Below are 23,167 nucleotides of genomic sequence, written 5' to 3'. Positions count from 1 at the left end.
AAGCCACAGCATTTTAATTACCCAATTAATGATGCGCGATCAAGCTGAACCGTCGCGCCTCCCGGCGTGACATGCGCCGAAACATGACGGCACGGAGCGCGACCGACGCTCAGCGCGCGGATCCGATGGCGCGCCAGACCAGATTCTTCTGAATTTCCGTGGTCCCCCCGTAGATCGTTTGCGCGCGCTCGAAGAAATAGGAGGCCGTGGCGACCGCGGCAAACTCGGGAATGAGCGGCGTCGCCTCATGCCAGTCGGAACGAGAGCGATCGAAAAAGGGCGCCGCATACTCCCCTGCCCGGTCGATATACAGCTCGGTGATCAACTGCGCGGCCTGCGTGCAACCGATCTTCAGACTTGCGACGGTGGCGGCATCGCTTCCATGCACAAGTGCCTTCAGAACCTGCTGTTCGAGCACCATCACCGTAAATTCTGCATCGGCAAGCCGCCGGGCGAAGGCGCGGTCGCCCGCGACCATCGTGCGGAGGGTCGCAAGGTCGCGCTTCTTGCGGCCAACATGCGCGTAAGAGAGGCGCTCGTTCTTGAGAAGGACGTTTGCATAATGCCAGGCGCGCCCCTCCTCCCCGATGCGGTTTGCGGCGGGAACACGGACGTCGGTAAAGAAGACCTGGTTCAGCTCATGCGCGCCATCGATCGAAACGATCGGCCGCACGCTGATGCCTTCGCAATTCATCGGGGCGCAGATGAGCGATATGCCGTCCTGCTTTCTTTCTTCGTGCGAGGTACGGCAAAGGCAGAATATCCAGTCGGCGATGTGGGCGCCGCTTGTCCAGATCTTGGAGCCATTCAGAATATAATCGTCGCCATCGCGTACCGCCGAAAAGGCGAGACTGGCGAGGTCAGACCCCGCGTCGGGTTCCGAATAGCCTTGCGCCCAGAAGGAGCGCGACGAGAGAATGTCGGGCAGCCAGCGCTGCTGTTGTTCGGGCGTGCCGAACGCACAGATGATCGGCCCGATATAGATGAGGCCCATCGGAACCAGGTTCGGCGCGCCCGCCAGCTCCATTTCCTCTTCGAACAGATAGCGTTCGACCGGCGTCCATCCCGTGCCTCCGAACTCGCGGGGCCAGCTGGCAGCCAACCAGCCACGGGCCTGGAGCGCCTGCTGTGCGGCTTCATAATCCTGACGTCCGAGAAATTGACCGGTGCGAACCTTGTTCAGGACAGAAGGCGGGAACTCGGTTTCGAAGAAGCGGCGAACCTCGGCCTGGAACGCCCTGTCGGCGCGGCTGAACTGCAGGTCCATGGCCTCACTCTCCTCACTTTTTCAATTGCGGTGCTCCAGCAATTAATCGCATAGATAATTTCAGGCAAGCGTCGCGCAGGCCATCCATATCTGGCGAACGCCGTGGAGTTTATCATCTGGACGGGCTGGCCAATAGGACCAGCGCCGCCGCCACAGGGCGTGGGAATATATTGTTCAATCAATTAATTTACGCCATATCCGAACGGATAGCCGCAAGCTGCGGCGCGCCGATTGCAGGGGATGGTCGTGCCGGGACGACCACAGGGAGTGACGAATGAAGGTGCAGATCGAGGCGGAAGGAAGTTCGTCGACAGCGGAGTCTCGCGAGCGACTGCTGGAAGCGGCGGGACAATTGATGGCCGAGCGGGGTACGACCGATATTTCGTTGAGCGAAATTGCAGCGCGGAGCAGGGTCAATTCCGCGCTGGTCAAATATTATTTCGGCAACAAGGCGGGCATGCTGATGGCGCTGCTTCGCCGCCGCCTGGGTCAGGGAATGGCGGACCTGCAGCAGCTGCTGAAAATGGATATTTCGCCGCAGGACAAGTTGCGCATCCACATCAGCGGCATGGTCAACACCTATTATCAATATCCCTATGTCAACCGGCTGATGCACGAGCTGGCCAACGAGCCGTCGGGCGATTATGGCAAGCAGATCGCCGAGGAAATCAGCCTGCCGGTCGCGAAGGCGCAGCGCGCGATTCTGGAAGAAGGCCGGGCCAAGGGCATCTTCCGCGAGGTCGATCCTCTGGTCTTCTATTTCATGATCGTCGGGGCCTGCGACCAGCTGTTCCATTCTCGCCACCAGGCGCGACATGTGTTCGGCCTTGAGGAGATCAACGACGATCTCAAACGCCGCTACGTATCGGAGCTCTGCAACAACCTTATCAGGGGAATCTCGGCCGAAGCGCGCGCGAACTGACGACGCGCCGCCCCGGTTGAGCAGCGCGGGAAAGACGCAAGGCGCCGCGGCGCAGACTTGGCGCCTCCAGCCGCAGCCGCACGATTCCGTCCCCTCGCGCCGAGACCGACGCCAAGCTCCGCTGGACCTATTTGGCGATCGTAATCGTCTGGGGCACCGTGAACTCGAGCAGTCCCTCCTTGCCGTTCTCGACGCCGATCCCCGATTGCTTGTGACCCGCGAAGGGCGTCCAGGGCATGATGTAGAGCGTGTCGTTGATCCACACGGTTCCCGTCTCGAGACGCGACGCGATGTCCGCTGCGGCCTCCGTGTCGGCTGACCAGATCGAGCCGCCGAGGCCATATTCGCAGGCGTTGGCACGAGCGACCACCTCGTCGATGTCGCGGAACTTCAACAGCGGGAGGACCGGGCCAAAAGCCTCCTCCTGCACCACGCGGCTATCCTCGGGTGGGTTGTCGACGATCGCGAGTGGCACGAAGAAGCCAGTTCCTTCGGGAACGTCGCCGCCGGCAAGGAAGCGCAGCCCCTGCTGCCTGGCGTCCTCGATGAGATTCTTGACACGTTCGAACTGGGGGCGGTTCTGGATCGGTCCGAAATTGCTTCCCTGGTCGAGCCCGTCGCCGACCTTCGCGCCGCGCGCGCGCGCGACAAGTGCATCCGCCACCTTGTCATACACATCTTCGTGCACATACATCCGCTTCGTCGCGATGCAGATCTGGCCGCTGTTCGCGAAGGCCGAGAAGAAGAGCTTGTCGGCCACCTCATCCAGCGCCACATCGGGCATGACAATTGCCGCATCATTGCCCCCGAGCTCAAGGGTTACCCGCTTGAGGCCTTTGGACGCGGTTTCCATGACGCGCTTGCCAGTCGCGGTCGAGCCTGTGAAACTGATCTTGTCGATGCCCTCATGCGCGGTCAGCCAAGGGCCAAGGCGATCGCCGCCGCTGATCACGTTGAACACGCCTGGCGGAAGATGCTCGCGAAGAAGCTCGGCCAACTTGAGCATCGTGAGCGGTGTAAAGGGCGAAGGCTTGAGCACCAGGGTATTGCCGGTAAGCAGCGCCGGTGCGATCTTCCATACGGCGAGATTGACCGGGAAGTTCCAGGGTACGATGCCCGCGACCACCCCGAGCGGGACGTGGCGCGTTTCGGACCGTTTTGAAGCGCTATCCTCGGTGACGGTAACCGGAATGTCCTGCTTCGATACCTCATTGGCCCAATAGGCGGCGAAGGCGATCTCCTGCGCCGCGCCGTCGAGCGGGCGTCCCTGCTCAAGCGTAAACAGACGGGCGAAGTCGGCCTGGTGCTCGGTCAGAACCTCGCCAATCCTGGCCACCGCGCGCCGCCGCTCCTCGATCGGTGTAGCACGCCAGCCGGGAAAGGCCGCGCGGGCGGCGGCCACGGCGTCGTCCAACTGCTTTTCCGAGCAGTCGGGAGCCTTGGCAACGATCTCCTCGGTTGCCGGATTGATGACATCGATCGTCTCGCTCGACGAGACGGCCTTGCCGCCGATCGTCATCGTGAAGCTGTCGAAAAAGCTCATCCGGATTTTCTCCCATCAGGTGGCCGCAAACAATTGGCTCTATTTAATCATTCAATTGATTATGCGACGAGGCAAGCGTTTTTTGCATGCGGGCTCGCCGCCGGCCGGGCTCCCGAGCATTCCTGCCGCGTCGACCAATTCGCTTGATCGAAGCGAGGGATTAAATTAATCGCTCGACTAATTCTGGGTCGGACCAATCTCTTGCAAGGATGCTTTCATGACTGAAGCCTATATCATCGACGCCGTCCGCACCCCGCGCGGGATCGGCAAGCCCGGCAAGGGCGCGCTTTCGCACCTTCACCCGCAGCATCTTGCCGCGACGGTGCTCGCTGCGATCCGCGACCGCAATAATCTCGACACATCAACGGTCGACGACATCATCTGGTCGACGTCGAGCCAGGTCGGCAAGCAGGGCGGTGATCTCGGCCGCATGGCGGCGCTCTCGGCGGGCTATGACATCAAGGCGAGCGGCACGACGCTCGACCGCTTCTGCGGCGGCGGCATCAGTTCGGTGAATTTCGCGGCGGCGTCGGTGATGTCGGGTATGGAAGATTGCGTGATCGCCGGCGGCACCGAAATGATGAGCTTTACCGCCAGCCACGCCGCTGAGCAGGCCAACGCCGGCCTTGCCCCCCAAATGATGGGATCGGGTCATGAAGCGCTCGACACGCTCCACCCGCAATCGCACCAGGGAATTTGCGGCGACGCGATCGCGACGATGGAAGGCATCAGCCGCGAGGCTCTCGATGCGCTCGCGCTCGTCAGCCAGCAGCGCGCCGACAAGGCGATCAAGGAAGGCCGTTTCAGCAAGTCGGTCGTTCCGGTGCTGAACACCGACGGCAGCGTCGCGCTCGAGCGCGAGGAGTTCCCGCGCCCCGAAACGACCGCCGAAGGCTTGGCCGCGCTGAAGCCAAGCTTTGCGGGCCTGTCGGATTTCGACCTGGGCGGCGGCGTCACCTTCCGCGGCCAGATCAATCGCCGCTACCCCGACCTTGAGATTCAGCATTTCCACCACGCCGGAAATTCGTCGGGCGTCGTCGACGGTGCCGCCGCCATTCTGCTGGCATCGAAGGAATATGCCGACAAACACGGCCTTAAGCCGCGCGCGCGTATCGTCGCCTATGCCAACCAGGGCGACGACCCGACGCTGATGCTCAATGCCCCGGTTCCGGCAGCGAAAAAGGTGCTGGAAAAGGCCGGACTGACCAAGGACGATATCGACGTCTGGGAAATCAACGAAGCCTTCGCCGTCGTTGCCGAAAAGTTTATCCGCGACCTCGACCTCGACCGCGAAAAGGTGAACATCAACGGCGGCGCGATGGCGCTCGGTCACCCGATCGGCGCGACCGGCTCGATCCTGATCGGCACCGCGCTCGACGAACTCGAGCGTTCGGGCGGCCGCTATGGCCTGGTCACCATGTGCGCCGCGGGCGGCATGGCGCCGGCGATCATCATCGAAAGGCTTTGACGTCGATGCTTTGGCTGACGGATTGGAGCCGATGACAAATAGCGGCGGGCGGCGCGTTCGCCCGCCGCTATCCATTGCTGATGATGTCGTGCCCCTGAACCCAGAAGATGGGCGAGTTGGGAAGGTCGATGAACCTTTTCTCGTCGGCGAGCAGCAGCCTGCCTGCGGCGCGTCCTGCTTCGGTCATACCCGCCGCTCGCACGGCAGCCGCGCTATCGTACCAAAGCTCGGCAATACCGTCGTAGGGCGGAAGCTCGCAGCCGCGGCCAGCCAAAGCACGGGTGAGCCCGTCGTCGTCAAGGGCGTGCGACTGGACATAGCGGCGGATACCAAGCGTCTCGGCAACGCTGCGAACAAGCGGTGCATGTTGATTGAGCCAATAGTCCTGAAATTCGGACAACGTGAGAGCGGGCAACCGCCGCAGGCAGAATTTGATGGCAATCATGGTCAGACTTTCTTGTGAAAGGGTCGCCGCGCGCCCCGGATGGGAATTGGCTCTGGTCGCTGTCCCGCGCTTAAGGAGATAGGATATGAAGAACCGCCAATGGATATTGAAGCGCCGTCCGCAAGGCGCGCCTGGCGCCGCGGACCTGGAACTGCGGGAAACGCCCATAGGCCCGCTCGCGGACGGAGAGATATTGGTTCGCAACCTCTATCTTTCGCTCGATCCGACGAACCGGCTCTGGATGAGCGATCGCGACCAATATCTGCCTCCGGTCGGTGTGGGCGACGTCATGCGCGGCGGCACGATCGGCGTCGTCGAGGCTTCGCGCTCGGACCGCTTTCGCGTCGGGGACCTCGTCCTGCCATCGACCGGCGGTTGGGAGCTTTACTCGATAGCGAATGAGCGCGGATCGCGTCGTATCGCGCCGCAGGCTGGCGTTCCGCTGACGGCCTATTTGTCGGTCCTCGGGGCGACGGGACTGACGGCCTATTTCGGGCTGTTGGACATCTGCCAGCCTCGGGAAGGCGAAGTCCTGGCGGTGTCCGCGGCGGCGGGTGCCGTCGGCTCGATCGTCGGTCAGATCGGCCGCATCAAGGGCGCGCAAGTGGTCGGGATTGCCGGCGGCCCGGAAAAATGCGGCTGGCTTACCGAGACGCTGGGGTTTGATTCGGCGATCGACTATCGCAACGAGGATGTCGGTGTCGCGCTCGACCGGCTGTACCCGACAGGCATCGACATGAATTTTGAAAATGTCGGCGGCCCGATCATGGATGCCGTTTTCTCGCGTCTCCGCAAGGATGGCCGCATGGCGCTGTGCGGAATGATCTCCGCCTACAATGAGGAAGGACCAATGCCGGGGCCGCGCGACTTCGGGCGAATTCTCATGCAGCGCCTGACCGTTCGAGGCTTCATCGTGATCGATTATCTTCGCCAGGCGCCTGGAGCATTCGCCGACCTCTCGTCGTGGATTGCCGAGGGCCGGCTTGCCTGGAAGGATCATGTCGTCGACGGGCTCGAGGAGGCGGTGGCCGCGCTCGACCTGCTGTTTACAGGGGGCAACGACGGAAAGCTCGTCGTCCGGGTTTCGCCGGAGCCCTGACGCCTGACGCCTGACGCTGCGCACAGCCCCTTCATCGCATCGCTTCAAGTCCGACATCGCCTTCAGCGAACTGGAAGAGCGCCTCCGGCAGCGCCTCGCCGGTGAGGCCAAGCTCGCCAAACCGGCAAGCTTCCGCGGCCAGCCTCTCCCGGTCTTCGTCAGTGGCCGTCAGGCGCAGGATCGCGGACACCGCGGCGGTCGAACGGCCGGCGAACATGCCGGCCAATTCGAGGGCACGATCAAGCGCACACGGGACCACTTCATCGACAAGGCCGGCCGCCAGCGCCTGGCTGGCCGTCATGACGTCGCCGCGGAGCATGAGCAGGCGGGCCCGATGGCGTCCAATCAGTCGCGACAGCCGCTGCGTTCCCCCTCCGCCGGGGAAGATGTCGAGGCGAATTTCGGGAAGGCCGATCGCGGTGGCGGCGGGCGATGCGATCCGCATGGTGCAGGCAAGTGCAATTTCGAAGCCGCCGCCCATGCACAGGCCGTCGATCGCGGCGATCACCGGCTTTTCGGCGGCGTCGAGCATCGCGCCGAGTTCGGCGAATGCGCTGGTCGCAAAGGCTTGCGGATCGACGCTTCCCATGCCTACGCGTTCAAGCGAAGTTGCAATTTGCCGGACGTCGGCGTGGCGGATGAAGATGCCGTCCTGACCGCCAGTGAGAATGATCGCTCGTGTTTCGGCCGCCGCGAGGAGGGGCCTGATCGCCGCGACAAGGTCCGCCGCACCGCCGTTCGAGATGGTGCCGTGCGGCGGATTGGCGAAGCGCACGACGGCTACGTTTTCGGCGCTTTCGACCTGAACGCGAAGCGGCTTGCCTGTCATCCGCGGACCTTTTCCATTGCTGATCCGGTGAGCTAGCATCCCCCGACCGGGTTGCACAATCAATTAATCAATCACATAATAAGGCTGGGGCGGGTTCTTCCGGTCTGGCATGAGCGGGGATGGAGCCCGGGCACCGGGCGATGACGCCAAAGTCGAAGGGGATGGCGTCACATATTGGCAACCCGGGACTGTTTGATAAACGCGGCGCACGGGCGCACCTTTTTGTGGGATATCATATGACCGAGACTGTCGTGATCGAAGAGGACCGGCTGGTCGCACTTGCCGGCGGCCAGAACTTTCGGGAGGTCGGCGGCTATCCGGCCCGCGATGGCAGGGTTTTGAAGCGACGGCTGATATGGCGGTCCGCCCGGCTGGACGAGTTGACGAGCGACGATATCCGTAACGAATCGCTCGACGCGATTTCCACGATCGCAGACCTGCGCCTGGCCAGTGAGCGCGCGCTCCATCCGACCGTTCCGGCTTTTGCGGAAAAGCGCACTACCTTGGTCTGGGACGAGGGCGATATCGATCTTTCAGGCGATCAGCGGCTGTTTGCGCGCGACCTCGAGCCCGATGATTATGCCGAAGCAGTGCGGCATTTCTACCGAAGCCTGGCCGACAGGCACGCGACGCATCTTGCCAGCCTGTATCGCCACATCGCCGCGGGCAGCCTGCCGGTGCTCATCCACTGCTCGGCCGGGAAGGACCGCACCGGCATCGCCGTCGCATTATTGCTCGATCTTATCGGAATTCGCCGGGAATATATCATCGCGGACTATTGCAAGACGGCCGAACTGCTCGACTGGAAACGCCTGACCGCGAGTGCGGCGGCGGCGGGCATGCAAGGAAAGTGGATGGAACGCCTGGCGCCCGATGCGCTCGAAATCCTTATGCGCGCCGATCGCAGCTATATCGAGGCTGCCTTTCGCGAACTGGAGTGGCGGCATGGCTCGATATACAGCTTCGCGAAGGACGTCCTCGGCCTCTCGGATAGCGATCTTGGCCGGCTACAGGACAACCTCCTCGAAGTCTGACCGGTCCTTGCCTATCGCGGCGGGACAGTGAGGGCGTCTGCCGACGCGTCACCGAGCACAGAACCTCCGTCACAATCGAGAATTGCCCCGGTGATATATTTTGCATTGGGGGTGCAAAGAAATACCGCGAGATCGGCGATGTCGCGCTTGACGCCATAGTCGCGCAGCGGAATCCGTTTCTTCAACGCCGCGGTCGCAGCCTCCGATGGGGTCAGCCTGCGCATGCCTTCGGTATCGCCGATCGGCCCCGGAGCGATGGCGTTTACGCGAACGCCGGCTGGTCCCCACTCCATCGCGAGCGTCTGGGTCAGATTGTTGATCCCTGCCTTTGCCGCGCCGGCATGCGCCTGGAACATCGTCGGGCGAACGGCTTGTCCCGCCGTAATCGAGATGAGCGACGCGCCAGGTTTGCGCAAATGGTCGAATGCGGCGCGCATCACGTTGAAAGTGCCCAGAAGGTCGATGTCTATGACCGTCTTGAACGCGTTTGCGGACATGCCAATCACCGGTGCCAGAAAATTTCCAGCAGCACCGGAAACGACGAAGTCGATCTCCCCGAACCGTTCGACCGTCGCCGCGAAGGCTGCGTCCACCGCCTCGAAATCGCGAACATCTGCGGCGAACCCTATTGCGCGCGCGCCACCCGGGTCAATGCTCCTGGCGGCTGCACTCACCCGCTCGGTATCGCGGCTTATGAGGCTTATGTTCGCCCCGAGTTCGGCGAATCGCTCGGCAATCGCGAGATTGATGCCGCCTGACCCTCCGGCGACGAACAATGTCCTGTTCTTGAAAATGTCCTCACGAAACGCGTCGCCGGCCACCGTCACTCTCCCTCACACTCTTCGCCTCAGCGCCCCATCACGAGCATCAGAGAATTTCATTAGTTGATTGATTATTTTTTTGCCAATTGATAGTTCCACGCGACAAGGATTGCCGCCGCCCCTTTCGACAATGGACGAACGGCGGCGGCGCATGGGAGATGGAGCATGGCCAAGCAAGCAATCGCCGCGGTAGCCCGCACCCCGGGAGGCCGTTGGGATATCGAGGATATCATGCTCGAAGATCCGCGGCCGGGCGAGATATTGGTCCGCATCGCGGGCGTCGGCCTCTGCCATACCGACCTTGCCTTTGGCGGAAGTCTCCAGATCATGAAGGCGCCGGCGGTGCTTGGCCATGAAGGGTCGGGTATCGTCGAGCGCGTCGGCGAGGGGGTGTCGAAGGTGCGCCCTGGCGATCATGTCGTACTGACCTTCAACAGCTGCGGCGAATGCCCCCGGTGCGATGAGGGCCGGCCGGCCTATTGTGTTCGCTTCGCGCAAATGAACTATGGCGGCTGCCGAGTGGACGGAAGCCGGACGCTCTGTGTCGGCGAAGAACCCGCAAGTGCGAACTTCTTCGGCCAGTCGTCATTCGCATCCTATGCACTTGCGAATGAACGCAACACCGTCCGCGTCGACCCAGCGCTCCCGATCGAATTGCTTGGCCCGCTGGGTTGCGGTGTCCAGACGGGCGTGGGCGCGGTGATGAACTCGCTCGCCTGCCCCAAAGGCTCGTCGCTTCTTGTGATCGGCGCCGGCGCGGTGGGGCTGAGTGCGGTCCTCGGCGCCAAGGTCCAGGAATGTGCCACCATCCTCGTTGTCGAGCCGCGGGAGGAACGCCGGGCCCTGGCGCTCGAACTTGGCGCGACGCACGTCATCGATCCGGCCTCCGCCGACTTTGCGACGGCAATCCGCGAAATCGTCCCGGTCGGGGTCGATTATGCGTTCGACACGACAGGCCGGCGAGAGGTCATCGAATCCGCGATGACCGCATTGGCGCCGCGCGCGACCTTCGGACTTGTCGGAATCGCAAGCCCCGCCGACGATCGGCTGGGTCTTTCGATCAACCAGCTGGTCGGTGCGGGTCATATCGTGATGGGCATCATCGAAGGCGACAGCCTACCCGATGCGTTCATTCCCCGCATGATCGAGCTCTACAAGGCGGGAAAGCTGCCTTTCGACCGTCTCGTTCGCAGATATCCGCTATCGCAGATCAACGAAGCCATTGCCGACCAGCACGCCGGACGGTGCGTGAAGGCCGTGATGATCCCCTGAGAGGACGGACACTATGCATCCCTCGATCCATGCCCGCTCGACGCCCCACAAGCCCGCCCTGATCATGGCCGAAACGGGCGAGACGCTGCGCTATTCCGATCTCGACCGCCGCTCGAACCAGGGCGCGCAGCTATTTAGAGCCCTCGGACTGGCTCCCGGCTCGACGATCGCGATGTGCCTTCCCAATTCGCCCGCCTTTTACGAGATCGCCTGGGCTGCCCAGCGTGCAGGCCTCTACTTCGTCACCATCTCCAACAAGCTCCAGGCTGACGAAGTCGAATATATATTGCGCGACAGCGGCGCCCGGATCTTCATCATTTCGGCCGCGCAAGGCGAGGTCGCGGCGGAAATCGCGCGGCGCGACCTCGATATCGACCTGTTCGCAACAGGCGGCCGGATCGCGGGCTATCTCGATTTCGAGTCCGAACGCAGCGCAATGCCCCCAGTCCCGGTCGCCGACGAACAGGCGGGCTATGACATGCTCTATTCGTCGGGCACGACGGGACGGCCGAAAGGCATCAAGCCGAGCCCGATCTGCGGCGAGCCCATCGACAAGCCGGACTCGGTCGTCATGGTGGCGACGCAACTCTACGGCGCGTCGGCGGACAGCATCTATCTCTGCCCTGCCCCCATTTATCATGCGGCACCGCTCCGCTGGACGATGGCGATGATGCGCCTTGGCGCCACCGTCGTTCTCATGGAGCGCTTTGCCCCCGAGACGGCGCTCGCCGCCATCGCGCGATACAAGGTGACGATCGCGCAATTCGTGCCGACTCATTTCATCCGCATGCTCAAGATGCCGGAGGGCGAGCGCGCCGCCCATGACGTCTCGTCGCTGAGCACCGTGGTCCACGCCGCCGCCCCCTGCCCGGTCCCGGTCAAGGAAGCGATGATGGACTGGTTCGGTCCGATCATTCATGAATATTACAGTGGATCCGAAGGCAATGGCGGGACCTTCATCGGGCCTCAGGAGTGGCTCGCTCACAAGGGCTCGGTCGGCAGGCCCCTGACGACGAAGCTCCACATTTGCGACGAAGAAGGACAGGAGCTTCCGCCTCGGCAGGAAGGCACGATCTATTTCAGCGGCGGGCCGCGGTTCGAGTATCACAACGACGCTGCCAAGACCGACGAGTCGCGGCATGCGGAGGGATGGACGACGCTCGGCGACATCGGCTGGGTCGACGAGGAAGGCTATCTCTATCTCACCGACCGCAAGAGCTTCATGATCATCTCGGGTGGGGTGAACATCTATCCGCAGGAGATCGAGAATCTGCTGGTGACACATCCAAAGGTCGCGGACGTCGCCGTGATCGGCGGACCGGACGAAGAGATGGGCGAGCGCGTGATCGCGGTCGTTCAGCCCGTCCACTGGTCCGACGCCGGTGACGCGCTTGCGGCTGAACTTACCGCGCTCGCGCGCGAGAAGCTCAGTCACGTCAAGGCACCTCGTCAGATCGACTTCTCGAAAGCGCTCCCCCGGCTCGACACCGGCAAGCTCTACAAACGCCTCATCCGCGACGAATATTGGGCCAGGGACAAATCTGCCGGAGCCACATCGCGATGACCGCCGCGCCGAAGGATGCCTCGCTTCTCGCGGGCCAGTCTGCGATCGTCACCGGGGCCTCGTCGGGGCTCGGCCACCGCTTTGCCAAAACGCTCGCAGCGGCGGGTGCCGCCGTTACGGTCGTCGGCCGACGTATCGAACGCCTCGAAGCGCTGGTCGCCGAGATAGAGGCGGCGGGCGGCAGAGCGACCGCCGTCGCAGCCGATGTCGCTGACCCGGGGCAAATCGTCGAGGCTGTCGATAAGGCGCAGGCGGCTTTCGGAACAACCGGGATCCTCATCAACAACGCCGGCATTCCCGATGCGCAGCTCGCAACGCGCATGCCGCTCGATCTCATCGATCGCGTGCTCGACGTGAACGTGCGTGCGCCCTTCCTCTTCGCGCGCGAGGTTGCAACGCGGCTCATCGAGGCCAGGCAACATGGGCGGATCGTCAATATAGCCTCGATAGCGGCCTTTGTGGCGCCCAGGCAGGGTGCCGCCCTTTATGCGACGAGCAAGGCTGCGGTCGTGCGGATGAGCGAAGCCCTGGCGATCGAATGGGCGCGCTTTCATATCAACGTCAATTGCATTGCCCCGGGCTCGTTCGATTCCGAGATGATGGACGGGATGCGGTCACGGACCGGCGACGCCTTTATCGGCACCTTTCCGCGCAAGCGGCTGGGTTTGCCGGAGCAACTTGATTCAAGCTTGCTCTATTTGGTGTCGCCCGCCTCGGAAGCGGTCACCGGGACGATCCTCAAGGTCGACGACGGCCAGTTTCTGCGCTGACCGGAGGCTAACGCCCCCTCCGGAGCCAAAGCGGGAGAGGCAAGTCGCAAGGATGTCTTATAGCGATTGTCCATCATCGACGGTGATGACCGTACCGGTTATCCCGAGCGATGCGTCCGAGCAGAGAAACAGCAGCGGCGCGTGGAGATCGCTCGCCGGGCGCAAGCGGGCGCGCGGAAAGGAAGCGATATAGGCCTGCCCCGCTTCACTTCCGACCATCTCCGCCGTCATCTCGGACTCGAAATAGCCAGGCTGGATGACATTCACATTGATGCCGCGCCGCGCCCATTCGCGCGCAAATGCCTTGGCCATATGGCGCGCAGCGGCCTTGGTCGCGCCGTAAACGGACGCCGCGGGCAGCGCCCGCTCGGCCGTGATAGAGCCGATGATGACGACTCGGCCATGCTCGCGCTCGCGGCTTCCCGCTGCCACGAGCCGCCGCGCTCCTTCGGTGGCGGTCAGGAAGGCGCCCCGGACGTTGACAGCGAGCAGATCGTCGACATGCGAGGCGGTGAGGTGCAGGGCGGCGTTGTCGCTCGCGATACCCGCATTGGCGACAATCGTGTCGACAGTTCCGAAAGCTGCCTCGGCTGCATCATAGGCCGCTATTGTCGAGGCTTCGTCCGTGACATCGAGGGCCACGGCGAGCGCCTCGCCGCCCTGCCCCCTGATCGCATCGACCTCTGCCTCGAGCCGGTCGACACGCCGCGCCGCAAGGACCACCTTAGCGCCGGCCTCAGCGAGCACGCGCGCAAAGCCCGCGCCAAGTCCGGACGAAGCGCCGGTCACGAGCGCCACGCGCCCGGTCAGATCAAAAGCTGTCGCCACACCCATTCCCCCTCTCCTTCCCGGCAGACCCCGAGAAAACCTATCGGCCCTTCCAGACCGGTGGCCGCTTCTGGGCGAACGCGAGCGGCCCCTCGCGCACATCGTCCGACCGGAAGAGCGCTCCGATCGCCGGATATCGCGTCTGGTTCCCATAGGCGGCCGCGAGGTCGCTTTCGTCCAGGCCTTTCATGACGGCCTCCTTGGAAGCCCGGATCGACATCGGGCTGCACGCGGCGATGTCATCGGCCCAACGCCGCGCCGCTGCGAGCAGTTCGTCTTGCGGCACCACTTCATTGACGAAGCCAAGCGACAGACCTTCAGCGGCCGATACGCGGCGGGCGGTGAGGATCATGCCCATGGCCTGCTTGAGGCCGATCTGCCGCGGCAGACGGTGGAGCCCCCCCGCAAGAGCGGCGAGGCCAACCTTGGGCTCGGGAAGAGCGAAAACGGCGCCTTCGGCCGCGATGATGAGGTCGCAGGCCAATGCAATCTCGAAGCCGCCACCCATGGCAATACCATTTACCGCGGCGATCACGGGCTTGTTGTTGTCCCAGCGCGCGGTGAGGCCGGCAAATCCCTTGGTCGGTGTCTCGAGCGGCAACCCCGCAGCCATCGACTGCGCGGTGAACTTGAGGTCATTGCCCGACGAAAAGGCTTTGTCGCCGGCCCCCGTCAGGATGGCCACCCACTGATCGGGATCAGCCTGGAAGTCGTCGAAAACCTCGGCCAGCTCCTCGTTCGCATATGGCGTCAACGCGTTCATCGCGTCGGGGCGATTGATCGTGACCAGAGTGATCGGCCCGTCGCGTTCGACGAGACAGAAGCGGTGCGGCGCCGCGCGCCGGTCGCGCTTCTCGCCTACCTCCCAAATTCGGGCGCCAAAGGCATCGATGCGAATATGGCCGGACGTGCCGATGGGATTGGCGTCGAGCGAGGAGAGGACCAAGATCGATCGATCATCGTCACGCCGTACCTTCGCGATCGTTCGCTGGCCATCTGCGGTGCGCGCGATCACGACGCCGTGGAGGACCTCGCCCTTCGGCGTATAAATGATCGTGTGCGTTTCGACGGTGGCAGCGCCCTCATAGGTCTCTGTAAATTCGGGCACGGAGCCGCGCAACGCGTCCGCCCTGGCCTGAACCGAATAGTCCGGCCTCAAAGTCTTCTCCGGTGGCCGCGTCGAGATCAACAGCGCATGATGTTTGGATACGACGCCACCCTGGCCGTAGAGAAGGCCTGTGGTTCCCTTTCCGGCCCGCATCTCCCGGACCATCGCGCAGACGCCGTGGCTCATATAATTGTTCATCGGGCCGCCAAAGAAGGTCAGCCCGCCGGTCACCGTCGGCTTGACGTCCGGCCGCAGCTTCAGCGTCTCGAGCGCCATCTTGGGCACAATCGGAAAGCAGCTGTACATTTCCGCCAGATCGATCGCGGAGGCATCGCCGCCAGCGATCTCGACTGCCTGCTCCAGAACCACGCGCTGCGCGGTCGACTGGTCATAGCGGTCGCGTTCCAGATAATCCCCGGGCTCCTGCGCTGCCGCGCCATCCCAGATATAGATCAGCCGCTCTTCGGGAATCCCGTTGGCGAGGGCCCATTCGAGGCTTGCCACGACGATCGCGGCCGCTTGGTTGACCGAAGGGTTCGCGACCATCAGCTTGGGATAGGGAAAGGCCACCAGCCGGTTGCTCTCCGAAGGCGTGCCGATCTCTGCCGCTCCCGGCGCGGAACGCAACCATGCGGTTTCATTGGACGCGGCTACCTTGGCATAGTCCGCCCAGAGTTCGGCGGCAGCGGCGCGGCCCTCGGCCGGGGTCTGCCCGCGGGCGGCTTGGAAGGCGTTCTCATAGAGCGGGTAGATATGAACGGGCGCAGTCATTCCGAGCTTTTTCGAGGCCTTGCGCATCGGAAGCGAGGCGAAGTCGACCGCGACGGTTTCCTCTTTGGGAGCGAGCGGGGTCCAGTCGAGCTTCGCCTTGGCCTTGCGCGCCTTGCCCATCGCATTGACGGCCTCACCGCCGACGATCGCGGCAACGGCGCTGTCACCCCGCGCGATACGGAGTGCTGCCTCGTGCAGGAGGCGAATAGGCGTTTCGCCGCCCATGCTGGCATTTTGGGCACGGGCGGGGCCGATCGAGAGCTTCTCGCAAAGAAGAGCTACGGGGTCGCGGTAGCGCCAGGTGACCTGTCCGACGAGATCGATCGAGTCCAGCGCGCCGAGAACGGCCGGCGTTTCCGCCGCCGCGCGGCGCAGCGCTTCTGCCATCAGCGCCACAGGTTCGAGCGCCTTGCCCGGGTCATCCGGGCGGTCCACAATCTCGCCGACGGCGATGATCACGGGCGTCTGCGCTGCTGCTGTCCCTTTCATCTCAGCTGTCTCCCATCCTTATACGACCGGCTCGCCACTTGCGCGCGCAGCGTCTTCCTAAAACCGATCGATAGGCAAGCAGACGTCAGGTGGCAAGTTAATTGGTCAATTGATTATTATCGCGGCCCGTCTTAGGATGCGACGCTGCCCGCTTCCAAACGACAGCCCGTAGCAGCCGAGCATTCCAACTTGATGGAGAAGAGCATGCACCTTGAACCCCTGCTGCGCATGCGCGTCGATCTGGGCAACCGCTATCCGATCGGACCGATACCAAAGGGTCGCCGCAACGTGTGGCAGCTGGGCGGCGGCACCGTCGAAGGCCCACGTATCAAGGGCACGGTCGCGCCTGTCGGAGGCGAGTTCGAGTTGATCGACCAGGAGGGCGTCTTTCACATCGACGTTCGGCTCGTCATCGTCACCCACGACATGGCGAACATCTTCGTCCAATATTTCGGGGTCGCCAACACGACGCCGCAGGCTGCGGCCAAATACAAGGCCGGCGAGACGGTCGATTTCGGCGAGACCTATTTTGCGACGCAGCCCCGCTTCGAAACCAGCCACGCGCGCTATTCCTGGCTGAACCATGTGATGGCGGTCGCCGAGGGTCGGGGGGACGGGAGAGCCGTCGAATATCTCATGTACCAATGCGTCCCCGATCAGTCGATTGGTCTGGCGCGCGCGGACAGCGTGTTCAAATTCGACGGCTAGCTCCTTCTACCGGGCGCCCGCTCCGATCTGCTTGTCGACGAAGGCGCGAAGCTTGGCGCCATAGGGCGGCCTGAAAAGCTTCATCGGCCCCAGATCCCTGCCGAGCTGAGTGTGGATCGCCTTGCGATGGCTGAATTCGCGAAAGCCGTCGATCCCGTGATAGGCACCCATACCCGAAGGCCCGATGCCGCCGAAAGGCAGATTTTCCTGCGCGCAATGCATGATCACGTCATTGACGCACACACCGCCCGAGGTCGTGGCATCGATGATGCGATCGCGTTCGCCCGCTTCCGATCCAAAATAGTAAAGCGCAAGCGGCCGGTCGTGCGCATTGATCTCCGCCACAACCTCCTCGGCGCTGTCATATGCAACGACCGGCAGAAGCGGCCCGAATATCTCGTCCTGCATCACCGCCATGTCGCGGGTCGCATCGAGAATGAGTGTCGGAGGTATCCGGCGATGCTCCTGCTGTTCGAACGTCTCGCCAGCGGCGTTGATCTCGACGATCGTGGCACCCTTCTCACGCGCGTCCGCGACATAGCCGCGCACGCGCTCGAAGTGCCTGTCCGATATCATGGCCGTGTAGTCAGGATTATCCTTGAGGGAGCCGAACATCGCCTCGGTCGCCTGCCGTGCCTCGGTGACAAAGCTGTCGCGTAGCCCACGAGGCACGAATATATGATCAGGCGCCAGGCATATTTGACCGGCGTTCAGGGTTTTTCCGGCCATGATCCGCGCTGCGGCGACGGGCATGTCCACGCTCGCACCGAGGATCACAGGGCTCTTCCCGCCAAGCTCGAGCGTCAGGGGCACGAGATTCTCCGCCGCAGCGCGCATCACATGCTTTGCGACCGAGCCGGCGCCGGTGAATATCAGGTGATCGAAGGGCAACGCCGCGAAGGCGGCCCCCACATCGGCACCGCCTGTCACGACCGCGACCTCGTCGGGCGCGAAATATTCGGCGATCGATTGCTGGAGCAGATCCGACGTTCGCGGCGTGAATTCCGACGGCTTGATCAGCGCCCGGTTCCCGGCGGCCAGAACGCCGGCAAGCGGAGAGAAGACGAGACCCACCGGAAAGTTCCACGGCGCAATGATGCCGATCACGCCTTTGGGCTGGAACCGGATTTCCGACCGGGCGCCGAAGAGGCCGAGCAACCTCGGTTCGACCGGCCGTCGTTCGCTGCGCATCCATTTACGCAGATTGGCCCGACAGTCGCGCAGCGCGCCAAGCGGACTCATGATGTCGGTGATAGCCGATGCATGGCGCGACCGGTTGCCGAAATCGGCATTGATTGCCTCTTCGAACCGCGCGGAATAGTCGCGAAGCAAGGCAGCACAGCGATCGAGCCGGTCAATACGCAACTCCGCGCTCGCCTGACCGTCTGCAATATGGGCCTTGCGCTGGCGCTGCAGCATCTGCTCGAGAGCAGCGCTATCGGTAGCCATCGTGTCAGCGCGTAAGCTCTTGGTCATTTTTCGTACCTTCCATAGCTTCTGAAACAGGAAGCTGACGCTTCCCCCCTGTTCACGCAGCGGCGACTACCCTGCCGATTTCACGCAGATGATAGTCCGTGTTGCCGAACAGACCGTCGATCGTGAGAATATGTTTGAGGTAATGACCGACCGGAAGCTCGTCGGTCATGCCGATGCCGCCGTGGATTTGTACGGCCCCCTGCGCGATCTCGCGCCCCAGCCTGCCAACCTGCGCCTTCAATACCGAAATATCCCGGCTCGTTGCCCGTCCGCTGTCGGCCAGCGCCGCGATATAGAGAAGCGACGCTCGCGCCTTGACATAGGCAATTTTCATATCGGCGAGCCGGTGCGCGATCGCTTGAAAGCTTCCGATCGGCCGACCGAATTGCTCGCGCGTGCCCGCGAAGTCTGCGGTGGTTGCCATCAGGACGGCCATGGCCCCGACGGCTTCGGCTGCGAGTGCGAGTCGGGCATCCGCGAGCAAGGCCTCCAGCGCCGCATCGGCGCCCGCCATGATGGCAGCCCTGTCGACCGCGACGTCATGGAGCAGGATATCCGCAACGGGCCTGCCATCGAGCGCGCGATATCGCCGCACTTCGATGCCTTCGGCATCGGCGGGCACTGCGGCCAGGCAGACCGCCTTCGTCTCCGAGAGCGCCGAGATGAGCAGCACCCCTGCTTCTCCGCCTCCAAGAACGAGCTTCTTGCTACCCCGGATGCGCGGACCGGCCTCACCTTCATAGAGTTTGGTCGACAGCGTCGAAGAGGCGCCGGTGCCGCTACCTTCCTCATGGGCGAAGGCGCCGCGCAAAGCTCCGGTGCCAATATCGGCAATCCATTGCGGCACCGGTCCCGCGGGATCGAAGCGAGCGAGCGCCCGGCCCGTGAGGATCACCGAGGGAAGCAAAGGCTCGATGACCAGATGGCGACCGAAGAGCTCCGATATCGCCACAATGTCGGAGGCCGAACCGCCCAGTCCCCCGCAGGCTTCGGGAAGCGGCATCGCGACAATCCCCATATCGACGAGTTCGCTCCAGATTCCGGTTTCCGCCTGACCAGCCATGATGCGTCGGCGCAATTCAAAGGCGTAACGCTGATCGAGCAGCCGGGAGAGGCTGTCGCGGAGCATGACCTGCTCATCGGAGAATTCGAAATTCATGGGCTCTGCTTCAGGCGCGAAGGGTCTGGAGATTGCGGGAGATGAGGTCCCGCTGGACCTCGTTGCTGCCGGCATAGATGGAAGCGGCCCGGGTATTCAGATAATAGGGCATCGCCACGAGGCTGAAGGGATCGCCCAGGGGTTGAACGCCGGACCCGACCTCAAGGGCTTCCAATTGCAACGGCAGCGCGTCGATCCCGGCAACACGCGTCATCATGATCGACAGCAGCTGCGAGAGTTCCGAACTCATCACCTTGTTGAGCGACGGCATCGCGGGATCGTCGGCGAGGGCGTGGCCGCTTAGCACCAGCTTCTCGACATGCTCGAAGGACGCGACTTCGGCTTCGAGTTCCCCAAGGTCGCGCTGGAATACCGGATCCTCGCTGAGGGGTCCGCCAAAGGACGCCGTTGCATCCCTCGCCGCGGCCCGGATCGCATCGAGTTTGCGCCTGATCGCCGGGCTATGCGCAGCGCCGCCCCGCTCATGCTTGAGCAGCGCCTTGGCGACGCTCCAGCCTTCATTCTCGGCGCCCACGCGGCCCGCCTGGGGGACGCGGACGTTATCGAAAAATACTTCGCATTGCTCGGCCACACCATCGAGGCCGATGATGGGACGGATGTGCATGCCGGGATAGTCGGTCCGGTCGAGGAGGAGAAAGGTAATGCCCTGCTGCTTCTTGCCGTCCCGGTTCGTGCGCACGAGCATGAACATCTTGTTGGCCTTGTGGGCGAGGGTCGTCCATGTCTTCTGGCCGTTGATGATATAATCGTCACCGTCGGCCAGGGCCGAGCATGACAGGGCGGCAAGATCAGAACCGGCACTCGGTTCGGAATAGCCCTGGGTCCAGTAATCCTTGCCCGAAAGGATCCCGGGGAGATGCTGGCGCTTTTGTTCGGGCGTGCCAAGCTCCATGAGCAGGGGGCCGACCATGATCAGGCCGTTGGGCAGGAGCGGCGGCAGATCGCGCTTCCAATGCTCCTCGGAGAAAATATAGCGTTGCTCGAGCGACCAACCGGTCCCGCCATATTCGACGGGCCAGGCCGGGGCGGCCCAGCCGCGCGCATATAGAAGGCGGTGCCATTCCATTGTCGCCTCGAACGGCGCGAAAACGCTTGTGGTCTTCCGCCCCGCCTCGCGGATCGCGTCGGTGGGTGCCGTATCGAGAAACGCGCAGACTTCCTCGCGAAACGCTTCGAGCGATGGATCGAAATCGACGTTCATGACGTGAGCGCTCCAGGCATCATCGCCGCCAGCCGCTTCGTGATGATCGACTCGGCCTCGCCCATGATCCGGTCGATGAGTTCGTGACACGTCGGGATATCATGGATGAGACCCTGAACCATGCCAGCCGTCCATATCCCATGATCGGGATCGCCGCGGTCCAGCCCTTCCTTCCCGCGCGCGCCCTTGACGAGATGCGCGATCGCTTCGAAGGGCTTTCCTTCCCGTTCGGCCGCAATGACTTCGGCTGAAACGCTGTTCTTTGCGACGCGCGCGGTGTTGCGATAGCTGCGGAAGATCAGTTCGGTCCCCCGCTCGTCGTTATCGACCATGGCGCGCTTGATATCGTCGTGGATGGGGGCTTCCTTGGTCGCACAGAAGCGCGTCCCCATGTTGATACCGTCAGCGCCGAGCGCCAAGGCTGCCACCAGCCCGCGCCCATCGCCGAATCCGCCCGATGCGAGCATAGGAACCTTGATCTTGTCGGCAGCGGCGGGAATCAGGATGAGCCCGGGAATATCATCCTCGCCCGGATGCCCGGCGCATTCGAAGCCATCAATCGAAATGGCATCGACGCCCATGCGTTCGGCGGAGAGGGCGTGCCGGACAGCCGTGCACTTATGGAGCACGATGATGCCATGCGCCTTGAAATCGTCGACATGCTCTTGCGGCTTGTAGCCTGCGGTTTCGACGATCCTGATGCCGCTGTCGATGATCGCCTTGCGATAGTCGGCATAGGGCGGGGGGTTAATCGACGGCAGGATCGTCAAATTGACGCCGAATGGCTTGTCGGTAAGCTCCCGGCATTTCTCGATCTCGGCGCGCAGCGCATCGGGAGACGGCTGGGTGAGCGCGGTGATGATTCCGAGGCCACCGGCATTGGAAACCGCCGCAGCCATCTCCGCGGTTCCCACCCACATCATGCCGCCCTGGACGATCGGATGCTCGATCCCGAGCAAGTCGGTTATGCGTGTTCTGATTCCCATTCCCGTATCCGTCCTGCGAATATGCTGTCGTCTCTCTGCCAACGCCGCCGCGCGTCGACCCGCCGATCAACTCTGAGTGAAGCGGATCGGAAGGCGTTTCGGCCCGCTGACCAGCGTCGCCTGGGTCCAGGCCGGTTCGCCGGCGATTTCGAGCGATTCGATCCGGGGCAGAAGTTCCTCGAACAGGGTCTTCATCTCGAGGCGCGCGAGATGCTGGCCGACACATAGATGGGGCCCGTAACCGAATGCGATCTGCTTGTTTGCCGGGCGGTCGAGCCGGAACTCGAACGGATCGTCGAACACCGCCTCGTCACGGTTTGCCGACATATAGGACAGCATGACCCAGTCCCCGGCCTTATAATGGTGGCCATTCACCTCATGATCCCGGGCAACGGCGCGCATGAAATGCTTCACCGGCGTGACCCAGCGAATCGCTTCATCGACAAGAGCCGGGATCAGGTCGGGATTGGCCTTCACCTCGGCGAGCAGGGCGGGCCGCTCCGCGAGGGCCCAGATCGCACCGGCCGTCGAGGCGGAGGTGGTGTCGTGCCCGGCGGTCGCGACCAGGATGTAAAAGTCGTTGGCAGCGCGCTCGTCGATCGGCTTGCCGTCGATCATGGCGTTCGCGATGATGGTCGCAAGGTCGTCGCGCGGCTCGGCGCGGCGGCTCGCCGTAATATTGGAGAAATAGGCGTGGAAGTCCGCCACGACGGCCCCGAACACCTTTATGGCGGTATCCGGATCGGCCATGGCATCGGCTTTTCGACTGAGTTCCGGATCGCGGGCGCCGAAAAGTTGCTGGGTCAGCATCAGCATGCGCTGTTCGTCCTCTTCGGGAACGCCGAGGATGCTCATGATGACATGCAGCGGATAATGCAGGGCCACATCGGCGACAAAGTCGCATTCGCCGCTGAGCCCCATCATCCGGTCGACATGCGCGCGCGCGATCTCGCGAATGTCGTCCGTGAGCTTCTTGACATTGCCTGGCATGAACCAGGATTGGACCAGCGATCGATAGGCACGATGCTCTGCTCCGTCCATGTTGACCATGTTACGGGTGAGGTGCGGACAGCCGGTCGCATTCTCCACCGCCTTGAGCATCGGACTTCCGATGAGAACCGTCGAAAGATCGCCGTTGCGGAAAATGTCGGGCTGGCGCTCTATGTCCATGATGTCGCCATGTCGGCTCACGAGCCAGAAGGGATCGACACCGGCGGTATCGACAAGCGAAACGGGCTGGTGGCCACGAAGCCAGGCAAGGTCGGCGTGCAGGGTCGCGGGGTCGCCGAACGACGCCGGGTTCACAAGCCGGGCCGCCATTTCGGCTGGCGCGGCCAGGTCTTGGGTTTCATTGCTCATCGTCACTCACTCCCGATCGACCAGCGC

The 23,167-nt window shown here is 63.1% G+C and carries 21 protein-coding genes and 1 pseudogene; 10 read left to right on the top strand and 12 right to left on the bottom strand.

Going from position 1 to position 23,167, the window contains the following annotated elements:
- Positions 1-109: 109 nt before the first annotated feature.
- The gene (locus ACTJI5_RS17460) at positions 110-1,267 is read right to left on the bottom strand and encodes an acyl-CoA dehydrogenase family protein (RefSeq protein WP_411341049.1); all 1,158 of its coding nucleotides are present in this window, start codon (positions 1,265-1,267) and stop codon (positions 110-112) included.
- 274 nt (positions 1,268-1,541) lie between these two features.
- Here ACTJI5_RS17460 and ACTJI5_RS17455 point away from each other — a divergent pair.
- Both ACTJI5_RS17455 and ACTJI5_RS17450 read left to right on the top strand, forming a co-directional pair.
- Positions 1,542-1,724 (top strand): annotated as a pseudogene (locus ACTJI5_RS17455) (TetR/AcrR family transcriptional regulator); the annotation flags it as partial.
- On the top strand, positions 1,725-2,189 hold the full coding sequence (locus ACTJI5_RS17450; protein WP_411342303.1) for a hypothetical protein: 465 nt from the start codon (positions 1,725-1,727) through the stop codon (positions 2,187-2,189).
- Positions 2,190-2,316: 127 nt separating this feature from the next.
- Here the strand turns inward: ACTJI5_RS17450 and ACTJI5_RS17445 are convergent, their stop codons facing one another.
- Positions 2,317-3,732 carry an aldehyde dehydrogenase family protein gene (locus ACTJI5_RS17445; protein WP_411341048.1) on the bottom strand — a complete coding sequence of 472 codons (1,416 nt, stop codon included), beginning with the start codon at positions 3,730-3,732 and terminating at the stop codon, positions 2,317-2,319.
- Here ACTJI5_RS17445 and ACTJI5_RS17440 point away from each other — a divergent pair.
- Together ACTJI5_RS17440 and ACTJI5_RS17435 are read left to right on the top strand one after the other, a co-directional pair.
- Positions 3,692-3,901, top strand: coding sequence for a hypothetical protein (locus ACTJI5_RS17440; protein ID WP_440861256.1), 210 nt, complete (start codon positions 3,692-3,694; stop codon positions 3,899-3,901). The genes ACTJI5_RS17445 and ACTJI5_RS17440 overlap by 41 nt on opposite strands.
- A 48-nt stretch (positions 3,902-3,949) precedes the next feature.
- Positions 3,950-5,200 (top strand): acetyl-CoA C-acetyltransferase, encoded by a 1,251-nt coding sequence (locus ACTJI5_RS17435; protein ID WP_411341047.1) that lies wholly within the window; start codon positions 3,950-3,952, stop codon positions 5,198-5,200.
- A 67-nt stretch (positions 5,201-5,267) separates the two neighbouring features.
- On the opposite strand, the gene ACTJI5_RS17430 is transcribed toward ACTJI5_RS17435, so the two are convergent.
- Positions 5,268-5,645, bottom strand: a complete 378-nt coding sequence (locus ACTJI5_RS17430) for an EthD domain-containing protein (RefSeq protein WP_054586699.1) — start codon at positions 5,643-5,645, stop codon at positions 5,268-5,270.
- Between the two features lie 85 nt (positions 5,646-5,730).
- On the opposite strand from ACTJI5_RS17430, the gene ACTJI5_RS17425 reads away from it, so the two are divergent.
- Positions 5,731-6,744, top strand: a complete 1,014-nt coding sequence (locus tag ACTJI5_RS17425; protein ID WP_440861204.1) for an NADP-dependent oxidoreductase — start codon at positions 5,731-5,733, stop codon at positions 6,742-6,744.
- Positions 6,745-6,775: 31 nt separating this feature from the next.
- On the opposite strand, the gene ACTJI5_RS17420 is transcribed toward ACTJI5_RS17425, so the two are convergent.
- Positions 6,776-7,573, bottom strand: coding sequence for an enoyl-CoA hydratase/isomerase family protein (locus ACTJI5_RS17420; protein WP_411341045.1), 798 nt, complete (start codon positions 7,571-7,573; stop codon positions 6,776-6,778).
- 236 nt (positions 7,574-7,809) lie between these two features.
- Here ACTJI5_RS17420 and ACTJI5_RS17415 point away from each other — a divergent pair, with 236 nt between their 5' ends.
- Positions 7,810-8,607 carry a tyrosine-protein phosphatase gene (locus tag ACTJI5_RS17415; RefSeq protein WP_440861203.1) on the top strand — a complete coding sequence of 266 codons (798 nt, stop codon included), beginning with the start codon at positions 7,810-7,812 and terminating at the stop codon, positions 8,605-8,607.
- Positions 8,608-8,618: 11 nt separating this feature from the next.
- On the opposite strand, the gene ACTJI5_RS17410 is transcribed toward ACTJI5_RS17415, so the two are convergent.
- Positions 8,619-9,428, bottom strand: a complete 810-nt coding sequence (locus ACTJI5_RS17410) for an SDR family oxidoreductase (protein WP_411341043.1) — start codon at positions 9,426-9,428, stop codon at positions 8,619-8,621.
- 165 nt (positions 9,429-9,593) lie between these two features.
- Between ACTJI5_RS17410 and ACTJI5_RS17405 the strand changes: the two genes are divergently transcribed.
- From ACTJI5_RS17405 to ACTJI5_RS17395, 3 genes are read left to right on the top strand one after another with little or no spacing between them, the layout of a single operon-like run.
- The gene (locus ACTJI5_RS17405) at positions 9,594-10,700 is read left to right on the top strand and encodes an NAD(P)-dependent alcohol dehydrogenase (RefSeq protein WP_411341042.1); all 1,107 of its coding nucleotides are present in this window, start codon (positions 9,594-9,596) and stop codon (positions 10,698-10,700) included.
- A gap of 13 nt (positions 10,701-10,713) precedes the next feature.
- The gene (locus ACTJI5_RS17400; protein ID WP_440861202.1) at positions 10,714-12,264 is read left to right on the top strand and encodes an acyl-CoA synthetase; all 1,551 of its coding nucleotides are present in this window, start codon (positions 10,714-10,716) and stop codon (positions 12,262-12,264) included.
- Positions 12,261-13,034 (top strand): SDR family NAD(P)-dependent oxidoreductase, encoded by a 774-nt coding sequence (locus ACTJI5_RS17395; protein ID WP_054586692.1) that lies wholly within the window; start codon positions 12,261-12,263, stop codon positions 13,032-13,034. The genes ACTJI5_RS17400 and ACTJI5_RS17395 overlap by 4 nt, the downstream gene beginning before the upstream one ends.
- Positions 13,035-13,091: 57 nt before the next feature.
- On the opposite strand, the gene ACTJI5_RS17390 is transcribed toward ACTJI5_RS17395, so the two are convergent.
- Entirely contained in the window at positions 13,092-13,868 is a 777-nt protein-coding gene (locus ACTJI5_RS17390; protein WP_054586691.1) for an SDR family NAD(P)-dependent oxidoreductase, read from the bottom strand.
- A gap of 34 nt (positions 13,869-13,902) precedes the next feature.
- The gene (locus ACTJI5_RS17385) at positions 13,903-16,200 is read right to left on the bottom strand and encodes an enoyl-CoA hydratase-related protein (protein ID WP_440861201.1); all 2,298 of its coding nucleotides are present in this window, start codon (positions 16,198-16,200) and stop codon (positions 13,903-13,905) included.
- A gap of 234 nt (positions 16,201-16,434) precedes the next feature.
- Here ACTJI5_RS17385 and ACTJI5_RS17380 point away from each other — a divergent pair, with 234 nt between their 5' ends.
- Complete coding sequence (locus ACTJI5_RS17380; RefSeq protein WP_054586689.1) at positions 16,435-16,938, top strand: DUF3237 domain-containing protein; 504 nt, start codon at positions 16,435-16,437, stop codon at positions 16,936-16,938.
- Positions 16,939-16,944: 6 nt separating this feature from the next.
- Here ACTJI5_RS17380 and ACTJI5_RS17375 read toward each other — a convergent pair whose 3' ends face one another.
- The 5 genes from ACTJI5_RS17375 to ACTJI5_RS17355 form a co-directional block, all read right to left on the bottom strand.
- Complete coding sequence (locus tag ACTJI5_RS17375; RefSeq protein WP_440861200.1) at positions 16,945-18,414, bottom strand: coniferyl aldehyde dehydrogenase; 1,470 nt, start codon at positions 18,412-18,414, stop codon at positions 16,945-16,947.
- A gap of 52 nt (positions 18,415-18,466) precedes the next feature.
- Positions 18,467-19,648, bottom strand: coding sequence for an acyl-CoA dehydrogenase family protein (locus ACTJI5_RS17370; protein WP_082639776.1), 1,182 nt, complete (start codon positions 19,646-19,648; stop codon positions 18,467-18,469).
- A complete protein-coding gene (locus ACTJI5_RS17365) occupies positions 19,584-20,795 on the bottom strand; it encodes an acyl-CoA dehydrogenase family protein (protein WP_105998668.1) in 1,212 nt (403 codons plus the stop codon). Before ACTJI5_RS17365 ends, ACTJI5_RS17370 begins: the two co-directional genes overlap by 65 nt.
- Positions 20,792-21,781, bottom strand: a complete 990-nt coding sequence (locus ACTJI5_RS17360) for an NAD(P)H-dependent flavin oxidoreductase (protein ID WP_440861199.1) — start codon at positions 21,779-21,781, stop codon at positions 20,792-20,794. The genes ACTJI5_RS17365 and ACTJI5_RS17360 overlap by 4 nt, the downstream gene beginning before the upstream one ends.
- A 66-nt stretch (positions 21,782-21,847) precedes the next feature.
- Positions 21,848-23,140, bottom strand: coding sequence for a cytochrome P450 (locus ACTJI5_RS17355; protein ID WP_440861198.1), 1,293 nt, complete (start codon positions 23,138-23,140; stop codon positions 21,848-21,850).
- Positions 23,141-23,167 lie beyond the last annotated feature (27 nt).

It is taken from the genome of Sphingopyxis sp. 22461 (assembly GCF_052044915.1).
Classification (GTDB): domain Bacteria; phylum Pseudomonadota; class Alphaproteobacteria; order Sphingomonadales; family Sphingomonadaceae; genus Sphingopyxis.
Note: the sequence above shows the minus strand (reverse complement) of the source record. Positions and strands in the feature narration are given on the sequence as shown.

Excerpts from the sequence above, each read along its gene's own strand:
- ACTJI5_RS17460 (WP_411341049.1), bottom strand. The coding sequence starts at position 1,267 with ATGGACCTGCAGTTCAGCCGCGCCGACAGGGCGTTCCAGGCCGAGGTT.
- ACTJI5_RS17450 (WP_411342303.1), top strand. The coding sequence starts at position 1,725 with ATGCTGATGGCGCTGCTTCGCCGCCGCCTGGGTCAGGGAATGGCGGAC.
- ACTJI5_RS17445 (WP_411341048.1), bottom strand. The coding sequence starts at position 3,732 with ATGAGCTTTTTCGACAGCTTCACGATGACGATCGGCGGCAAGGCCGTC.
- ACTJI5_RS17435 (WP_411341047.1), top strand. The coding sequence starts at position 3,950 with ATGACTGAAGCCTATATCATCGACGCCGTCCGCACCCCGCGCGGGATC.
- ACTJI5_RS17430 (WP_054586699.1), bottom strand. The coding sequence starts at position 5,645 with ATGATTGCCATCAAATTCTGCCTGCGGCGGTTGCCCGCTCTCACGTTG.
- ACTJI5_RS17425 (WP_440861204.1), top strand. The coding sequence starts at position 5,731 with ATGAAGAACCGCCAATGGATATTGAAGCGCCGTCCGCAAGGCGCGCCT.
- ACTJI5_RS17420 (WP_411341045.1), bottom strand. The coding sequence starts at position 7,573 with ATGACAGGCAAGCCGCTTCGCGTTCAGGTCGAAAGCGCCGAAAACGTA.
- ACTJI5_RS17415 (WP_440861203.1), top strand. The coding sequence starts at position 7,810 with ATGACCGAGACTGTCGTGATCGAAGAGGACCGGCTGGTCGCACTTGCC.
- ACTJI5_RS17405 (WP_411341042.1), top strand. The coding sequence starts at position 9,594 with ATGGCCAAGCAAGCAATCGCCGCGGTAGCCCGCACCCCGGGAGGCCGT.
- ACTJI5_RS17400 (WP_440861202.1), top strand. The coding sequence starts at position 10,714 with ATGCATCCCTCGATCCATGCCCGCTCGACGCCCCACAAGCCCGCCCTG.
- ACTJI5_RS17395 (WP_054586692.1), top strand. The coding sequence starts at position 12,261 with ATGACCGCCGCGCCGAAGGATGCCTCGCTTCTCGCGGGCCAGTCTGCG.
- ACTJI5_RS17390 (WP_054586691.1), bottom strand. The coding sequence starts at position 13,868 with ATGGGTGTGGCGACAGCTTTTGATCTGACCGGGCGCGTGGCGCTCGTG.
- ACTJI5_RS17380 (WP_054586689.1), top strand. The coding sequence starts at position 16,435 with ATGCACCTTGAACCCCTGCTGCGCATGCGCGTCGATCTGGGCAACCGC.
- ACTJI5_RS17375 (WP_440861200.1), bottom strand. The coding sequence starts at position 18,414 with ATGACCAAGAGCTTACGCGCTGACACGATGGCTACCGATAGCGCTGCT.
- ACTJI5_RS17370 (WP_082639776.1), bottom strand. The coding sequence starts at position 19,648 with ATGCCGGCAGCAACGAGGTCCAGCGGGACCTCATCTCCCGCAATCTCC.
- ACTJI5_RS17365 (WP_105998668.1), bottom strand. The coding sequence starts at position 20,795 with ATGAACGTCGATTTCGATCCATCGCTCGAAGCGTTTCGCGAGGAAGTC.
- ACTJI5_RS17360 (WP_440861199.1), bottom strand. The coding sequence starts at position 21,781 with ATGGGAATCAGAACACGCATAACCGACTTGCTCGGGATCGAGCATCCG.
- ACTJI5_RS17355 (WP_440861198.1), bottom strand. The coding sequence starts at position 23,140 with ATGAGCAATGAAACCCAAGACCTGGCCGCGCCAGCCGAAATGGCGGCC.